13 protein-coding genes are annotated in these 15678 nt (G+C 64.8%); 1 reads left to right on the top strand and 12 read right to left on the bottom strand.

Going from position 1 to position 15678, the window contains the following annotated elements; translation table 11 throughout:
• Positions 1-85 precede the first annotated feature (85 nt).
• Positions 86-571 (bottom strand): NfeD family protein, encoded by a 486-nt coding sequence (locus BO1_RS52240; protein ID WP_084688116.1) that lies wholly within the window; start codon positions 569-571, stop codon positions 86-88.
• A 152-nt stretch (positions 572-723) separates the two neighbouring features.
• Positions 724-3126, bottom strand: coding sequence for a phosphoenolpyruvate synthase (gene ppsA / locus BO1_RS22625; RefSeq protein ID WP_043285934.1), 2403 nt, complete (start codon positions 3124-3126; stop codon positions 724-726).
• Positions 3127-3536: 410 nt separating this feature from the next.
• Between ppsA and ppsR the strand changes: the two genes are divergently transcribed.
• Positions 3537-4352, top strand: coding sequence for a posphoenolpyruvate synthetase regulatory kinase/phosphorylase PpsR (gene ppsR / locus BO1_RS22620; RefSeq protein WP_028219505.1), 816 nt, complete (start codon positions 3537-3539; stop codon positions 4350-4352).
• An 87-nt stretch (positions 4353-4439) separates the two neighbouring features.
• Here ppsR and BO1_RS22615 read toward each other — a convergent pair whose 3' ends face one another.
• From BO1_RS22615 to BO1_RS22570, 10 genes are all read right to left on the bottom strand, one after another.
• The gene (locus BO1_RS22615; protein ID WP_028219504.1) at positions 4440-5225 is read right to left on the bottom strand and encodes a TrmH family RNA methyltransferase; all 786 of its coding nucleotides are present in this window, start codon (positions 5223-5225) and stop codon (positions 4440-4442) included.
• A gap of 94 nt (positions 5226-5319) precedes the next feature.
• Positions 5320-6123 (bottom strand): ribonuclease HII, encoded by an 804-nt coding sequence (rnhB, locus tag BO1_RS52235; RefSeq protein WP_084688115.1) that lies wholly within the window; start codon positions 6121-6123, stop codon positions 5320-5322.
• On the bottom strand, positions 6120-7289 hold the full coding sequence (gene lpxB / locus BO1_RS22605; protein WP_028219503.1) for a lipid-A-disaccharide synthase: 1170 nt from the start codon (positions 7287-7289) through the stop codon (positions 6120-6122). Before lpxB ends, rnhB begins: the two co-directional genes overlap by 4 nt.
• 3 nt (positions 7290-7292) lie before the next feature.
• The gene (lpxA, locus tag BO1_RS22600; RefSeq protein ID WP_028219502.1) at positions 7293-8081 is read right to left on the bottom strand and encodes an acyl-ACP--UDP-N-acetylglucosamine O-acyltransferase; all 789 of its coding nucleotides are present in this window, start codon (positions 8079-8081) and stop codon (positions 7293-7295) included.
• 81 nt (positions 8082-8162) lie between these two features.
• A complete protein-coding gene (gene fabZ, locus BO1_RS22595; protein WP_028219501.1) occupies positions 8163-8627 on the bottom strand; it encodes a 3-hydroxyacyl-ACP dehydratase FabZ in 465 nt (154 codons plus the stop codon).
• A 245-nt stretch (positions 8628-8872) separates the two neighbouring features.
• The gene (gene lpxD, locus BO1_RS22590) at positions 8873-9943 is read right to left on the bottom strand and encodes a UDP-3-O-(3-hydroxymyristoyl)glucosamine N-acyltransferase (RefSeq protein WP_028219500.1); all 1071 of its coding nucleotides are present in this window, start codon (positions 9941-9943) and stop codon (positions 8873-8875) included.
• An 18-nt stretch (positions 9944-9961) separates the two neighbouring features.
• The gene (locus BO1_RS22585) at positions 9962-10507 is read right to left on the bottom strand and encodes an OmpH family outer membrane protein (protein WP_084688114.1); all 546 of its coding nucleotides are present in this window, start codon (positions 10505-10507) and stop codon (positions 9962-9964) included.
• Positions 10508-10551: 44 nt separating this feature from the next.
• Positions 10552-12861, bottom strand: a complete 2310-nt coding sequence (bamA, locus tag BO1_RS22580; RefSeq protein WP_028219498.1) for an outer membrane protein assembly factor BamA — start codon at positions 12859-12861, stop codon at positions 10552-10554.
• A gap of 67 nt (positions 12862-12928) precedes the next feature.
• Complete coding sequence (gene rseP / locus BO1_RS22575) at positions 12929-14350, bottom strand: RIP metalloprotease RseP (protein ID WP_028219497.1); 1422 nt, start codon at positions 14348-14350, stop codon at positions 12929-12931.
• Positions 14351-14482: 132 nt separating this feature from the next.
• Positions 14483-15664, bottom strand: coding sequence for a 1-deoxy-D-xylulose-5-phosphate reductoisomerase (locus BO1_RS22570; protein WP_028219496.1), 1182 nt, complete (start codon positions 15662-15664; stop codon positions 14483-14485).
• Positions 15665-15678 lie beyond the last annotated feature (14 nt).

The raw sequence follows: 15678 nt of genomic DNA, 5'->3' as shown, positions 1-15678 counted from the left end.
TTTGACTTCGGCTTCGCGGCTTCGAGGCAACTTGAACGCAACATCAAGGCAGCCCCGGCTTTTGCCCGGCCAGCGAACCGCCACTTCAGGCGTGACGCGTGCCCTCGCGCGCCTCGTGCGGCCCCGCCGCCGCGCCGCTTCCATGCCTGGCCGCGAGGATCAGGCAACTGCCCCGCACCGCCTTGATTTCGTAGAGATGGGCATCCTCGGGCTCGCCGGGCGCCAGCTCGACGTCCCATTCAGCGCCGCGATACATAGTGCGCGCGCGCCCCTCGTGCCATGCGGCTACGGTGACGGTCGAGCCGATGTCGAGATTCACGCCGGGATCGGTCGAAGGATCGACCATGCGCCGGCGCCGCCCGAACCGCGAGCGCCGCAGCACGATCACGGCCACCAGCGCCACGACGGCCGCCACCACCAGTTGCACGTCGAGCGGCGCGCCCAGCTCGAACGACAGCACGCCCGCGAGGAACCCGAGCGCGATCATCAGCAGATAGAACGTGCCGGTCATCAGCTCGGCCACGATCAGCACGCCCGCGCCGATCCACCAGAACACACCATGCGGACCCACGTCGACCTCCCAAAGTAAAACACCCCGGCTTGACCGGGGTGTTATAGCACGAAGCTGACACTGTTTTCCGCAGCGTGCGAAGGCGAGGTGTAAGCCACCTCAACTTTCGCGCGCGGCGAGCGCGTGGCGCTCAGTGTGACATCAGCCGACGCTCATGACTTCGCCTGTGCCTTGGCGAGCGCCTGCCACGTGTCGACGACCGTGTCGGGGTTCAGCGAGATCGACGCGATGCCCTCATCGGCCAGCCATTGGGCGAAGTCCGGATGATCGGACGGGCCCTGGCCGCAAATGCCGACGTACTTGTTCAGGCGACGGCAGGTTTCGATCGCGCGCTTGAGCAGGAACTTGACGGCCGGGTCGCGTTCGTCGAAGTCGGCGGCCAGCAGTTCCATGCCCGAATCCCGGTCGAGGCCGAGCGTGAGCTGCGTGAGGTCGTTCGAGCCGATCGAGAAGCCGTCGAAGTACTGCAGGAACTCTTCGGCAAGAATCGCGTTGGTCGGCACTTCGCACATCATGATGAGGCGCAGGCCGTTTTCGCCGCGCTTCAGGCCGTACTTCGCGAGCAGGCCAACCACGCGCTCCGCCTGCTTGAGCGTGCGCACGAACGGCACCATGATCTCGACGTTCGACAGGCCCATCTCTTCACGCACGCGCTTGAGCGCGAGGCACTCCATCTCGAACGCCTGGGCGAAGTCGTCGGCGATGTAGCGCGAGGCGCCGCGGAAGCCCAGCATCGGGTTTTCCTCGTCCGGCTCGTAGCGCGAGCCGCCGATCAGCTTCTTGTACTCGTTCGACTTGAAGTCCGACATACGCACGATGACAGGCTTCGGATAGAACGCCGCCGCGATCGTGGCGATGCCTTCCGTGAGCTTGTCGACGTAGAACGCACGCGGCGATGCATGGCCGCGCGCCACGCTCTCGACCGCCTTCTTCAGGTCCGCATCGACGTTCGGGTACTCGAGGATCGCCTTCGGGTGCACGCCGATGTTGTTGTTGATGATGAACTCGAGACGCGCGAGGCCCACACCGGCGTTCGGCAGCTGCGAGAAGTCGAACGCGAGCTGCGGGTTGCCGACGTTCATCATGATCTTGACCGGAATCGCCGGCAGCTCGCCACGCTGAACTTCGCTGACTTCGGTTTCGAGCAGACCGTCATAGATGCGGCCTTCGTCGCCTTCCGCGCACGACACGGTCACGAGCGCGCCGTCCTTGAGCACGTCGGTCGCGTCGCCGCAGCCCACGACGGCCGGCACGCCCAGTTCGCGCGCGATGATCGCCGCGTGGCAGGTACGGCCGCCACGGTTCGTGACGATGGCGGAGGCGCGCTTCATCACCGGCTCCCAGTTCGGGTCGGTCATGTCGGCGACGAGCACGTCGCCCGGCTGCACGCGTTCCATTTCGGACGGATCGTGAATCACCTTCACGCGGCCCGCGCCGATCTTCTGGCCGATTGCGCGGCCCGTTGCGAGCACCTGCGACTGCCCCTTGAGCTTGAAGCGCTGCTCGGCCTTGCCCGCGGCCTGGCTCTTCACCGTCTCCGGACGCGCCTGGAGAATGAAGATCTTGCCGTCGAGACCGTCCTTGCCCCACTCGATGTCCATCGGACGCTGGTAGTGCTGCTCGATGATGACGGCGTACTTCGCGAGCTCGATCACGTCTTCGTCGGTGATCGAGAAGCGGTTGCGCTGCTCGTGCGAAACGTCGACCGTCTTCACGCGACCCGGCTCGCCCGGCTGCGTGAATTCCATCTTGATGAGCTTCGAGCCGATCGAGCGGCGGATGATCGGCGCCTTGCCCTGCGCGAGCGTGGTCTTGAAGACGTAGAACTCGTCCGGATTCACGGCGCCCTGCACGACGGTCTCACCGAGGCCGTAGCTCGACGTGATGAAGACGGCGTCCTTGAAGCCCGATTCCGTGTCCAGCGTGAACATCACGCCTGCGGCGCCGCGGTCCGAACGGACCATGCGCTGCACGCCCGCCGACAGTGCGACTTCGGCGTGGGTGAAGCCCTTGTGGACACGATAGGAAATGGCGCGGTCGTTGTAGAGCGACGCGAACACGTGCTTGAGACGGTCGAGCACGTCTTCGATGCCGACCACGTTCAGGTAGCTTTCCTGCTGACCGGCGAACGAAGCGTCGGGCAGGTCTTCCGCCGTCGCCGACGAACGCACGGCGAACGACAGCTCAGAAGGCGAGCTTGCCTTCAGCGTTTCGAAACCCGCGCGGATATCCGCTTCCAGCTGCGGCTGCAGCGGCGCATCGACGATCCATTGACGGATTTCCTTGCCCGCTTCGGCCAGCGCCTTGACGTCGTCGACGTCGAGCGTCTCCAGACGCGCGGCGATCCGCTCGGTCAGGTTGTTATGTTTCAGGAAGTCGCGGAAGGCGAGCGCGGTCGTCGCGAAGCCCGTGGGCACACGCACGCCTGCTTCAGCCAGCTGGCTGATCATTTCGCCGAGCGAGGCGTTCTTGCCGCCCACGATCTCGACATCGGTCATCCGCAACTGCTCGAAAGGCACTACATACGCCTGATCCTTGGCAACGGTGTTAGTCATACAAGCCCCTAAGTGTGAAAAAAATTCACGATTGCGCAAGTGGGCTCGAACGCAGGCCGCCCATTGGAAGCGGATCTGCGCCTTGCGCAACCTGTTGGAGAAGCAATCGCCGCCGCTTTGGGGGCCTGCATCCGGAGCAAGGAAAAGCACGAAGATGCACGCGATTACGCGAAATTATGCAAAATCGCTGCAAGTTGACGCCTGATTGAGCCGCGTTGGGCTACGATTTGGCGTGGTTGCACTGCAATTGCTTATCCAACAGGTTGCCGCTATTCTACCGTGCCGACTCTCGAAAATGTGTCTGTCGGCGAGAATCGCGCCTCGAAATCGTTCCACAACGCTCTCAGGGCGCCTCCCGGGCGCCTCGCCTGCATGTCGGGCGACCCCGCTCACGTACCCAGCCTCAACCGATGCCGCCTACCGTATTCATCGTCTCCGACGGTACCGGGATCACTGCCGAAACGTTCGCGCATTCGATCCTCTCGCAGTTCGACCAAAAATTCCGCCTCGTGCGCGTGCCGTTCGTCGACTCGACGGACAAGGCCTACTCGACCGCCGAAAAGATCAACGAAGCCGCGGTGCAGGAAGGCCGCCGCCCCATCGTTTTCACGACGCTGGTGGACAGCAACTCGAACGAGATCGTCAAGCGCTCGAACGCGCTCGTGCTCGACATGTTCCAGACCTTCGTGGAACCGCTCGAGCAGGAGCTCGAGCTCAAGTCGAGCCACGCGATGGGCCGCGGCCACCAGAACGCCGACACCGACGAATACAAGAACCGGATCGAAGCGATCAACTTCTCGCTTGCGCACGACGACGGCCAGTCCAACCGCAATCTGAACGACGCCGACGTGATCCTCGTGGGCGTGTCGCGCAGCGGCAAGACGCCGACCAGCCTCTATCTGGCGATGCAATACGGCGTGAAGGCAGCGAACTATCCGCTGATCCCGGACGACTTCGAGCGCGGCAAGCTGCCTACCTCGCTGCTTCCACATCGCGCGAAGATCTTCGGCCTCTCGATCGACCCGCAGCGCCTCACGGAAATCCGCAACGAGCGGCGTCCCGGCAGCAAGTACGCGGCGCTGGAAAACTGCCGCTACGAAGTGAACGAAGCCGAAGCCATGATGCGCCGCGAAGGCATCAAGTGGCTGTCGTCCACGCATAAGTCCATCGAGGAAATCGCCACGACGATCTTGCAGGAAATCCGCCTCGATAAACCGGTGTACTAACGATCGCGATCGGAAGCTGTGGAAGCGAAAAAGGCCTGCAAATGCAGGCCTTTTTGTTGTAACGATTCGAATGAATCCTGGTGATGCTCAGCGCGCGTGGCGCTGCTGACGGCATTGCTCGAAAAGGCAGATGGCCGCTGCGGCGGCCACGTTCAGCGACTCCATGCCACCCGGTTGCGGAATCGTCACGCGCCACGCCGCCGCATCGCGCCACACCTGCGAGACGCCCGCGCCTTCATTGCCGAAAACCCACGCCACCTGCCCCGTGAGGTCGCTCTCGTCAATGGCCTTCGCACCGTGCGAATCGGTGATCACGACCGGCACGCCGAGCATGTCGATCAGCGCCTCGGGATCGACGTTTTCGAAGACCTGCAGCAGGAAGTGCGCACCCATCGCCGAACGCAGCACCTTCGATGACCACACATAGGCGGTTCCCGGCGTGCAGAACACCTTGTCGACCCCTGCCGCCGCCGCGCTGCGCAGGATCGAGCCAACGTTGCCTGCATCCTGCAAGCCATCGAGCACAAGGCAAGTCGATTCGACGCGCGTGGGCAACTGCGTCTCGGGCATGTCCACGAGCAGCAACATGCCCACGCCATGCACGACGTTCGAGAGCTGGCCGAACAGCGCATCGGGCAGCGTGATCACGCGGCGCTCGTCCACGCGCGCGACGATGGCCTGCGCCTCGGCATGCGCGAGCGCGCCCTCGGTCACGATGCAATATTCGGGCTGCGTGCCGCCTTCGAGCCACGCGCTCGCGAGGTGGAAGCCTTCGAGCAAGGCCTGATGGCTGCGCCGCTGCTGATGCGTCGAGCCGGCCAGCGCCTTCAGACGCTTGTAGAGCGGGTTGTCGCGCGATGTAATGGCTTTCACGGGCGGGACTCGCGATCTGAAAGAGGATGAATGGAAAGGAAAACGGCGCCGCACAAGGCGGCGCCGGATTGCGCAGGCAGCGGCATCGCGGGGCTCAGGCTGGCGTGAAGGCGTCGTCCGGACGGGCGGCGCTGACGGCCTTTGCCGCGCCCGGCAGCGCGATGCCATGCAGGGCATAGGCCTCGCGCACGGGCGCGAACGAGCGCCGATGATGCTCGCACGGTCCATGCTCGCGCAATGCAGCCAGATGCTGAGCGGTGCCGTAGCCCGCGTGCGCGTCGAACCCGTAGACGGGAAACGCCTCGTGCAGATCCAGCAACATGCGGTCGCGCGTGACCTTCGCGATGATGGACGCCGCAGAAATACTGGGCACCAGCGCATCGCCGCCAATCACAGCCTCGCTGCGCACCGGCAGCACCGGGCAGCGGTTACCGTCGATCTTGGCGAGCGTGGGCGTCACGCTCAGGCCTTCCACGGCACGCCGCATCGCCAGCATGGTCGCGTGCAGGATATTGAGCGAGTCGATCTCCTCGACACTCGCCGACGCCACGCACCACGCGAGCGCGCGCTCGACGATGAGGTCATAGAGCGCTTCGCGCGCCTTCGCCGAGAGCGCCTTGGAGTCGTCGAGGCCGGCAATCGGTCGTGCCGGATCGAGGATCACGGCGGCGGCCGTCACCGGGCCCGCCAGCGGTCCGCGTCCGGCCTCGTCCACGCCGCAAATGATGTCGTCGGGCGACTCGAACAGCAAGCCCGCCTGCTCCGCCCACACCTGCCGCACCGCGCGCTTTTCCGCCGCTTTCGAGGGCGCTTTAGAGGATGCCCTGGCCGCAGATTTCCCCGCGGCTTTCGACGCCGGCGCCTTCGTACGCGCGCGCTTGATCGTACCCTCGGTCATGCCTGCCCCCTGCGCTTCTCCACGACCCGCGCGACCACTTCCGCCGCACGTTCCGCCGTGTTCTGGCGCAGCGCATGGTGCATCTGCGTGAACACTTCGGTCAGCGTGCGCCGGTTAGCCTCATCGTGCAACTGCGTGAGCGTCGCGTCCGCGAGCGCCTCGGGCGTCGCGAAGTGCTGGAGGATCTCGGGCACCACGAAACGCCCCGCGAGAATGTTCGGCAGGCCGACATACGGCAGATAGCCCTGGCGGCGCATGATCTGCCCCGTGAGCCAGGGCACCTTGTACGAGATGACCATCGGCTTCTTGAGCAGCGCCGCCTCGAGCGTGACCGTGCCGCTCTTCACGAGGATCGCATCGGCGGCGGTCATCGCCACTTGCGACTGACCGTCGATGATCGTGAGCGCGAGGCCCTGGTGCTGGTTCGCGAGCTCCTGCAACTGCGCGTGGATCGCCGGCGTCGCCGCAGGCATCACGAAGCGCAGGCCCGGCTCGCGCTGCTGCATGATCTGCATCGCGTCGAAGAAGGTCGGACCGATCAGGTTGATCTCGGAACGGCGGCTGCCCGGCAGCACCGCGATCACCGGGCCGCTCTCGGGCAAGCCGAGCGCGCGGCGCGCGCCGGGCACGTCCGGTTCGAGCGGGATGTCGTCGGCGAGCGGATGCCCCACGTAGGTCGCCGCGACGCCGGCTTTCTCGAGGATCGCCGGCTCGAACGGGAACACGCAGAGCATGTGATCCACGGCCTTCTGGATCTTCTTGATGCGCCCGCCGCGCCACGCCCAGATGGACGGGCACACGAAATGGACCGTGGGAATGCCCGCGTCGCGCAACGGGTGTTCGAGCCCGAAGTTGAAATCGGGCGCGTCCACGCCGATGAAAACGTCAGGCGGGTCCGCGAGCAGCTGATGCTTGAGTTCGCTGCGAATGCGCAGGATCTCGGGAATATGCTTGAGCGCCTCGACATAGCCGCGCACCGTGAGCTTGTCCATCGGCCAGTGCGCGTCGAAAGCGCTGGCCTGCATGCGCGGCCCGCCAATTCCATAGTACTGCGCAGTATCGGGCAGCCTGCCGACGAGCCCCTTGAGCAGCGACGCCGCGAGCAGGTCGCCGGACGGCTCGCCGGCGACCATCGCGAGGCGCAGCGGACGGGTTTGCAGCGCCATCGGTTAGCGGATGATGCCGCGTTGCGACTGCTCGACGAAATCGAGCAGCGCCTTCACGTGCGCGTCGCCGTCGCCACCCGCCTGTGCGAGCTCGGCGAGCTGCACCTTCGCCTCTTCGAGCGACAGGCCGTTCTTGTACAGCGCGCGATAGGCCGCGCGCAGCGCCGAGATCGCGTCGGGCGAGAAGCCGCGGCGGCGCAGCCCCTCGACGTTGATGCCATGCGGCACCGCCTTGTTGCCCGCGGCGATCACGAACGGCGGCACGTCCTGCACGAGTGCCGATGCGCCGCCCACCATCGAGTGCGCGCCGATGCGCACGAACTGGTGCACGCCTGTCATGCCGCCGACAATCGCGTGGTCGTCCACGATCACGTGGCCCGCGAGCTGCGCGTTGCTCGACATGATCACGTTATCGCCGAGCCGGCAATCGTGCCCGATGTGCACGTAGGACATGATCCAGTTGTCGTCGCCGACGATCGTGACGCCGGTGTCCTGCACCGTGCCCGTATGGATCGACGTGAACTCGCGGATGGTATTGCGGTTGCCGATCACGAGCTTCGTGGGCTCGCCCTTGTACTTCATGTCCTGCGGCCGGCCGCCGACGATCGCATAGTGGCCGATCGAATTGTCTTCGCCGATCGTCGTGTGGCCTTCCAGCACGCTGTGCGAGCCGACCTTCGTACGTGCGCCGATGGTGACGTTGGCACCGATCACCGCATAGGGCCCGATCTCGGCCGATTCATCGACTTGCGCGCCGGACTCGACGATCGCAGTGGGATGGATCCTGCTCATTCGTCCTCGCTCTCCGATTCTGTTGCCGTGCCGGGGCGCCCTGCCAAAGCGAGGGCGCGCGGCGGCACGCGGGGGCGCATCTTATTGCGCCGCGTCCATTTTCTTGACGGTGCACATGAGTTCCGCCTCGCAGGCGACGGAACCCTCCACTTCGGCATGTGCCTTGAACTTCCAGATGCCGCGCATGTAGCGCTCGAACGTCACGTTCAGGATCAGCTGATCGCCGGGTTCGACCACGCGCTTGAAGCGCGCGCCGTCGATACCGACGAAGTAGTACAGCGTGTTCTCGAAGTCCTGCTCTTCTTCCGAAAACGTGAGCAGCGCCGCGGTCTGCGCGAGCGCTTCGAGGATCATCACGCCGGGCATGACCGGGCGTTGCGGGAAATGGCCCGTGAAAAAGGGCTCATTGACGGTCACGTTCTTCAACGCCTTGATGCTCTTGTGCGGTTCGAGCTCGATGACCCGGTCCACCATCAGGAACGGATAACGGTGCGGGAGCAGCGTGAGGATCTTGTGGATGTCGAAGTTGAGTTTTTCGATGTTCATGGTGTTTCTGCTCACGCAGGAATTGCGTGTGACTGACGAATGCGATGTCTGAAGTGCCCGGCATGCGAAAACCCGGCTCCCGCGGCACCCCTGCCGGCCGCGCTTCAGGCGCAGTATGCGCCACGCGCGGCACTTCGTGCATGCGTAATGCCCCGGGTCTCGCAGACCGAGGCGCGTAGCCTGGGTCTCGCGGACCGGGACACGCTGATCAGGGCGCGCAGCCCGGGTTTCGCTGACCGGGTTTGTTATGCGCCGTCTTGCGGCTTCTGGGCGGCCTCGAGCGCCTTGATACGATCGCGCAGCTTGTCGATATTGCGTAGCAGCGCGGCGCTCTTGTTCCAGTCGGCGTGATCGACCGCGGGGAACGCACTCGTATAGATCCCGGCCTTGGGCAGCGACTTCGACACACCGGACTTGGCCGTGACGATCACGTAGTCCCCGAGCGTGACGTGCCCCGCGATGCCGACCGCGCCGCCGATCATGCAATGGCGGCCGATCGTGGTGCTGCCGGCAATGCCCGCGCAGCCCGCGATCACGGTGTATGCGCCAACCTTGCAGTTGTGGCCGATCTGCACGAGGTTATCGATCTTGACGCACTCCTCGATGATCGTGTCGGCCATGGCGCCACGGTCGATCGTCGTGTTCGCACCGATCTCGACATCCGGCCCGATCGAGACGCCGCCGACCTGCGGGATCTTCACCCAGCTACCCGTGCGCGCGTCGCCTTCGCCCGTGAAATCGGGCGCGAAGCCGAAGCCGTCCGAGCCGATCACGGCGCCCGCGTGCACGATGGCGCGCGCACCGATCTTGCAGCCGTGATAGACCGTCACGCCCGGATAGAAGTGCGCGCCCTCGCCCACCTGAGTGCCGCGGCCGATGAACACGTTGGCGTCCAGCCGCACGTGCTCGCCGATCGTGGCGCCCGCCTCCACCGTGACGTTCGGCCCGATCACCGCGCTCGCGGCGACCTTCGCGGTTGCGTCGACGTGCGCGCTCGGGTGCACGCCCGGCTGCACCTTCGGCGCGGCGAGGTCGATGAACGCCTGCGCGACGCGCGCGAAATAAGCATACGGATTGGGTGTGACGATGAAATTGCGACCTTCGCGGGAAGCCAGCTTTTCGAGATCGTCCTGGCTGATGAGGACCGCGCCTGCGCGCGTCGTCTCGACCTGCGACAGGTACTTCGGGTTGGCGAGGAACGCCAGCTGTTGCGGGCCGGCCTGGTCGAGCGGTGCGAGCGAGCCGACACGTTGCGTCGGGTCGCCGATCACTTCGCCGCCGAACCGCCCGGCGATGTCCTCAAGCGTAAAAGCCATGCGCGTGCTGCTCCTGCCTTAATTGCTGCTGCCAGTGCCGCTCGACGCTGCGAGCGCCTTCAGGACCTGGTCGGTGATGTCGATGCGCGGGCTCACGTACACCGCCTCCTGCACGATCAGATCATAGTGCTGCTGCTCGGCGATCTGCTTGATCACCTTGTTCGCACGGTCCAGCACCGCCGCGAGCTCTTCGTTGCGGCGCTGGTTCAGGTCTTCGCGGAATTCGCGCTGCTTGCGCTGGAAGTCACTGTCGAGTTGCGACAGGTCGCGCTGCTTCTGCGCGCGGTCGCTCGGTGCCATGCTCGGGCCGTTCTTGTCGAGGGCATCCGACATGGCCTTCAGGCGCTGCGCCATGTCCTGCAGGTCCTTGTCGCGCTTGGCGAACTCGGCTTCGAGCTTGGTTTGCGCTGCCTTCGCGGGGGCGGATTCGCGCAGGATGCGGTCGGAGTTGACCGCCGCGATCTTCGCTTCCTGCGCATGGGCCACGCCCGTGCCAAAAGCGAGCATCGCCAGCGATAGCGTCAAGGCCCCGATCGTCCGTCTGGAAAACAGTCCCGTTAGCAAAGTTATCCTCTCGTTTCTGTAAATGCCTGTTCCTGCACGCCTCGTCAGAAGGCCGTACCGATCTGGAACTGGAACTTCTGGTACTGGTCGCCCTCATGTTTCACGATCGGGAAACCCAGGCTCAGCTTGAGCGGACCGATCGGCGAAATCCACGCGAGACCCACACCGTACGCGTAGCGCAAGCCGTTCGCGCCCGTGCTGGTGTTGCCCTCGTCGCCCCAGACGTTACCACCATCGACGAACGTGAAGACGCGCAGTGTACGGTCATAGCCGGTGCCCGGCAGCGGGAACGTGAGCTCGATGTTGCCCACCACCATCTTCGAACCGCCGATCGGGTCGTTCGTCTTGGCGTCGCGCGGACCGAGCGAACTCGGTTCATAGCCACGCACCGAGCCGATACCGCCCGCGTAGTAGTTCTTGAAGATCGGGTACGGCTTGCCGTCGAGGCCCTTGCCGTAGCCCGCCTGGAAGTTCATGCCCAGCACGAAACCACGCGCGAACGAGTAATAGTACTGAGCCTGGACGTCGGTCTTGATGTACGGCGTCGAGCCGATGGGCGTGCCCCACTCGGCGTTCGTCTGCAAGAAGTAGCCACGGCTCGGGATCAGCGCGCTGTCACGCGCATCGCGCGACCAGGCAGCCGTGAGCGGCACGTTGTTCGACACGCGGCCGAACTCGTTCACGTAGTCGATGTAGCTCTGCGGCGTGTACTGGTCGACGTCGAGGCGGTCCTGCTCGAAACCGATGCCGAAATAGACCGTATCGACTTCCGAGAACGGAATGCCGAACTTCAGGTCGCCACCCGCGGTGATGATCTTGAAGCTCGAATCGGTCGAGTAGTACAGCGGCTGGTACGTGCGGTAGTAGACGTCGGTAATGCGCTTGATGCCGTCCACCGTGAAGTACGGATCCACCTGCGTGACGGCCAGCGTGCGGTACGACTTCGCGGTGTTGACGTTCACCGAAAGGCTCGTACCCGAACCGAATACGTTGTCCTGCGAAACGCCCGCCGAGAGCACCACCTTGTCCGTCGACGAGAAGCCCGCGCCCAGTGTGATGGCGCCGGTCGGCTTTTCGGTGACCTTGACGTTGACGTCCACCTGGTCGGGCGTGCCTTCCACGGGCACCGTCGTCACGTCGACGTCGGTAAAGTAGCCCAGGCGGTTGATGCGGTCCTTCGAGAGCGCGAGGCGGTTCGAATCGAACCACGAGCTTTCGAGCTGACGCATTTCACGGCGCACGACTTCGTCGCGCGTACGCGTGTTGCCGATCACGTTGATGCGGCGCACGTACACACGGCGGCTCGGGTCGACCTGCAGCGTGAGATCGACCGTGTGATCGGCCTGATTGATCTGCGGCAGCGCATTGACGGTCGCGAACGCGTAACCGTATTCGCCGAGCTTGTCGACGATGGCCTTGGTCGTGGCTTGCAGCTTCTCGGCCGAGAAGCGATCGCCCGGTTTGATCTTGATCAGCTTGTTGAGCTCGGCCTCGCGGTCGAGCAGATTGCCGGCCAGATGAATGCCCGAGATCTTGTACGGCTCGCCCTCGTGGATCCCGATCGTCAGGTACATGTCCTTCTTGTCGGGCGAAATCGAGACCTGCGTCGAGTCGATGTTGAACTCGAGGTAGCCGTGATTCAGGTAGTACGAGCGCACGTTCTCGAGGTCGCCCGTGAGCTTTTCCTTCGAGTACAGGTCGTTCTTCGTGTACCACGAGAACCAGTTCGGCGTGGACAGCTGCATCTCGCCGAGGAGCGTGCTCGTGCTGTACGTCTTGTTGCCGATGAAGTTGATCTGGCGGATCTTCGCGCTAGGGCCTTCGACCACCGAGAACAGCAGGCCGACGCGATTGCGGTCGATCGGCGTGACCGTGGTCGTGACTTCGGCTGCGTAGAAGCCGCGCGTGAGGTACTGGCGCTTGAGCTCCTGCTCGGCCTTGTCGACGAGCGCCTTGTCGTAGTAGCGGCCTTGCGAGAGGCCGACTGCGCGCAGCGCCTTCGTGAGGTTGTCCTTGTCGAACTCGTGGATGCCCGCGAAGTCGATCGTGCCGATCGCCGGGCGCTCCTGCACCTGCACGACGACTACGCCGCCTTCGGTGGCGATGCGCACGTCGTTGAAGAAGCCCGTCGCATACAATGCGCGAATGGCTTCGGAGGCCTTGTCGTCGGTGAACGTATCGCCCTGCTTGATCGGCAGGTACGCGAACACCGTGCCGGGCTCGACGCGTTGCAGGCCTTCGATGCGGATGTCCTGAACCACGAAAGGCGTTGTCGCTGCATGGGCGACGAGGCCGTGTGCGGCGATCGCCGCGGCCGCAACCGTTTTTGGAACCAAGCGATGAGGTCTAAACAACGTGCTTCCCCAGTGTGTATAGCTGCATCAGATCGGGCGGCCCGCCCTCGGACGCCGCCAGACATCTTTAAAAATGGATTAACCGAGCCAGATCGTTGAACAACGCGATCGCCGACAGCGCGACGATGCAGGCAAGTCCCGCGCGCTGCAGCACGAGCTGCCAGCGGTCCGAGACGGCTTTGCCCGTTACGGCTTCAACCGCATAATATAACAGATGCCCCCCGTCCAAAACCGGAATTGGGAGCAGGTTGAGCACCCCGAGGCTAATACTGACAAGGGCGAGGAACGACAGGAACGCGGACGGTCCGAGTCTTGCGCTCTTGCCCGCATAGTCAGCAATCGTCACAGGACCCGACAGATTCTTCAGCGATGCTTCGCCCGTGACCATGCGGCCGAACATACGCAGCGAGTAGAGCGCGATATCCCACGTGCGCAACGCGCCCAGCTGCACACTCTCGATCGGCCCGTAACGCACGTCCACCGTGGGCGCCTGCGCCGCGAGCGCCGCGCCGATTCGTCCCACCTCCTCACCCGTTTCGCTGTCGCGCTGTGTGGCCGGCGTGACCGTGAGCGTCATCGTCTGCGGCTGGCCGGCCTGGCCAGGCGCCGCGCCTTGCGCGCCGTTCTGCGCGCCGGTGTCGCGCACGATCTGCAAATGCACGGGCTTGCCCGCATGGGCCTTCACGTACGCGATGAAAGTGCTTGCGCTGTCAACGGGATGGCCATCGATCGCCACCAGGCGATCGCCCTTTGCGAGCCCCGCTTGCTGCGCCGCGCTGTCGGCCTCCACGCCCGCGATCGTCAGCTTGCTGCCGCCAGCCTCGAGGCCGAGCTTCGACATGAAGTCGTCGTCGAGATCCTTGCTACTGAGGTGCGAGAGATCGAGCGGAAAGTCGTAGGTGCCGCCGCCGTCACGCGCGGCGAGCACCACGCGGTGTTGATCGAAAGCCGCCGACATCAGCTTCCAGCGCAGATCCGCCCACGAGCGCACGCGCTCGGTGTCGCTGCCGCTGGCATTGCTCACGGAGACAATGGTTTCGCCGCCCTGGAAACCCGCCTGCGCGGCGGCCGTTTGCGCCGGCGGCGCGGCCACGATCGCGCTCGGCTCGGTTACGCCGCTTCCATACACCGCCGCAAAGAGCACGATGGCAAGGATGAAGTTGGCAACCGGCCCGGCAGCGACGATGGCAATACGCTTGCCCACCGACTGCCGATTAAAGGCATGCGGCAAATCATCCGTGGGAATTTTGTCCGGCGACTCGCGCTCGTCGAGCATCTTGACGTAGCCGCCGAGCGGCAGCGCCGAGATCGTCCACTCGGTGCCGCTCTTTTTGTTGACCCATTGCACGAGCGGCCTGCCAAAGCCGATCGAAAACCGCAGAACCTTGACGCCGCACAAGCGCGCGACGCTGTAGTGCCCATATTCGTGCACGACGACGAGTACGCCGATCGCCACGACAAAAGCCACCAATTCGGTGAGCAGATTCATATGCGCCTCCTCTGCTGGAAGCAGCGCGCCAGTGCGGGGCCGGCCTCTTGGGCGGGCCGGCGGGCCTGCGAGCAAGCCCTCATGACCGCTCGGGCGGCCTGAACGCAGTCCAGGCGCGGCCCGAGCGGGCCATCAAGCCGGCACCGGCAGGCTGTCGATGATCTTGAGCGCCGCGCGGCGCGCGGCTGCGTCGGCTTCGAGCACGACGTCGAGGCTCGCGGCGCTGCGATTGTCCAGCGCATTGAGCACGGCATCGACCGTCTGCGCGATCGCCATGAAACCGATGCGGCGATTGAGAAACGCCTCCACCGCAATTTCGTTGGCCGCGTTGAGCGTGGCGCTCGCCACGCCGCCTTCGGCCAGCGCCTTCATTGCCAGCGCAAGACACGGGAAACGTGTGTAGTCCGGCTTCTCGAAATTGAGCGTCGCCACCTGAGCGAGGTCCAGTTGCGCGACGCCCGAATCCACGCGGTCCGGGAACGCCAGCGCATGCGCGATCGGCGTGCGCATGTCCGGGTTGCCCAGTTGCGCGAGCACCGACCCGTCCGCGTACGAGACCATCGAATGGATCACGCTCTGCGGGTGGATCAGCACGTCGATGCGCTCGCCCGGCAGACCGAACAGGTAATGCGCCTCGATGACCTCGAGGCCCTTGTTCATCATCGTGGCCGAGTCGACCGAGATCTTGCGGCCCATCGACCAGTTCGGGTGCTTGCAGGCCTCGTCCGGCGTCACGTCGACGAGCGTGGACGGCTCGCGCGTGCGGAACGGGCCGCCCGAAGCGGTCAGGATGATCTTCGTCACGCCCCCGTGCTGCGTGCCTTCGGACGGCAGGCACTGGAACACGGCGTTGTGCTCGCTGTCCACCGGCAGCAGCACCGCGCCGTTTTCGCGCGCGGCATCCATGAAGATGTCGCCCGACATCACGAGCGCTTCCTTGTTCGCGAGCAGGATGCGCTTGCCGGCCTGCGCCGCCGCCAGCGTGGGCACGAGGCCCGCCGCGCCGACGATGGCCGCGACCACGGTGTCGCACGCGTCGCTCTTCGCGACCTCGGCGAGCGCCTGCGGCCCATACGTCACGACGGTCTTGGAGCCGGCCGCGCGCAGCTTGCGCTCGACCGCTGCGGCCGTCTCGGCGTCGCCGACCACGGCCACTTCGGGCGCGAAGCGCAGACATTGTTCGACGAGCTTGTCGCCGTTGCGGTGCGCGGTGAGCGCGTAGACGGAGAAGCGTTGCGGATGACGCGCGACCACGTCGAGCGTGCTATCTCCGATCGAGCCCGTGGATCCGAGCAAGGTGAGTCGTTTTTGCATTTCCATTGTCTCTA

It is taken from the genome of Paraburkholderia oxyphila NBRC 105797, assembly GCF_000685075.1.
Lineage (GTDB): Bacteria > Pseudomonadota > Gammaproteobacteria > Burkholderiales > Burkholderiaceae > Paraburkholderia > Paraburkholderia oxyphila.
This window is presented reverse-complemented; position numbering and strand designations above follow the sequence as displayed.

Bases quoted from the DNA above. Each gene is read 5' to 3' on its own strand.
- BO1_RS22570 (WP_028219496.1), bottom strand. From the start codon at position 15,664: ATGCAAAAACGACTCACCTTGCTCGGATCCACGGGCTCGATCGGAGAT.
- fabZ (WP_028219501.1), bottom strand. From the start codon at position 8,627: ATGAACATCGAAAAACTCAACTTCGACATCCACAAGATCCTCACGCTG.
- ppsR (WP_028219505.1), top strand. From the start codon at position 3,537: ATGCCGCCTACCGTATTCATCGTCTCCGACGGTACCGGGATCACTGCC.
- lpxA (WP_028219502.1), bottom strand. From the start codon at position 8,081: ATGAGCAGGATCCATCCCACTGCGATCGTCGAGTCCGGCGCGCAAGTC.
- lpxB (WP_028219503.1), bottom strand. From the start codon at position 7,289: ATGGCGCTGCAAACCCGTCCGCTGCGCCTCGCGATGGTCGCCGGCGAG.
- ppsA (WP_043285934.1), bottom strand. From the start codon at position 3,126: ATGACTAACACCGTTGCCAAGGATCAGGCGTATGTAGTGCCTTTCGAG.
- rnhB (WP_084688115.1), bottom strand. From the start codon at position 6,123: ATGACCGAGGGTACGATCAAGCGCGCGCGTACGAAGGCGCCGGCGTCG.
- rseP (WP_028219497.1), bottom strand. From the start codon at position 14,350: ATGAATCTGCTCACCGAATTGGTGGCTTTTGTCGTGGCGATCGGCGTA.
- lpxD (WP_028219500.1), bottom strand. From the start codon at position 9,943: ATGGCTTTTACGCTTGAGGACATCGCCGGGCGGTTCGGCGGCGAAGTG.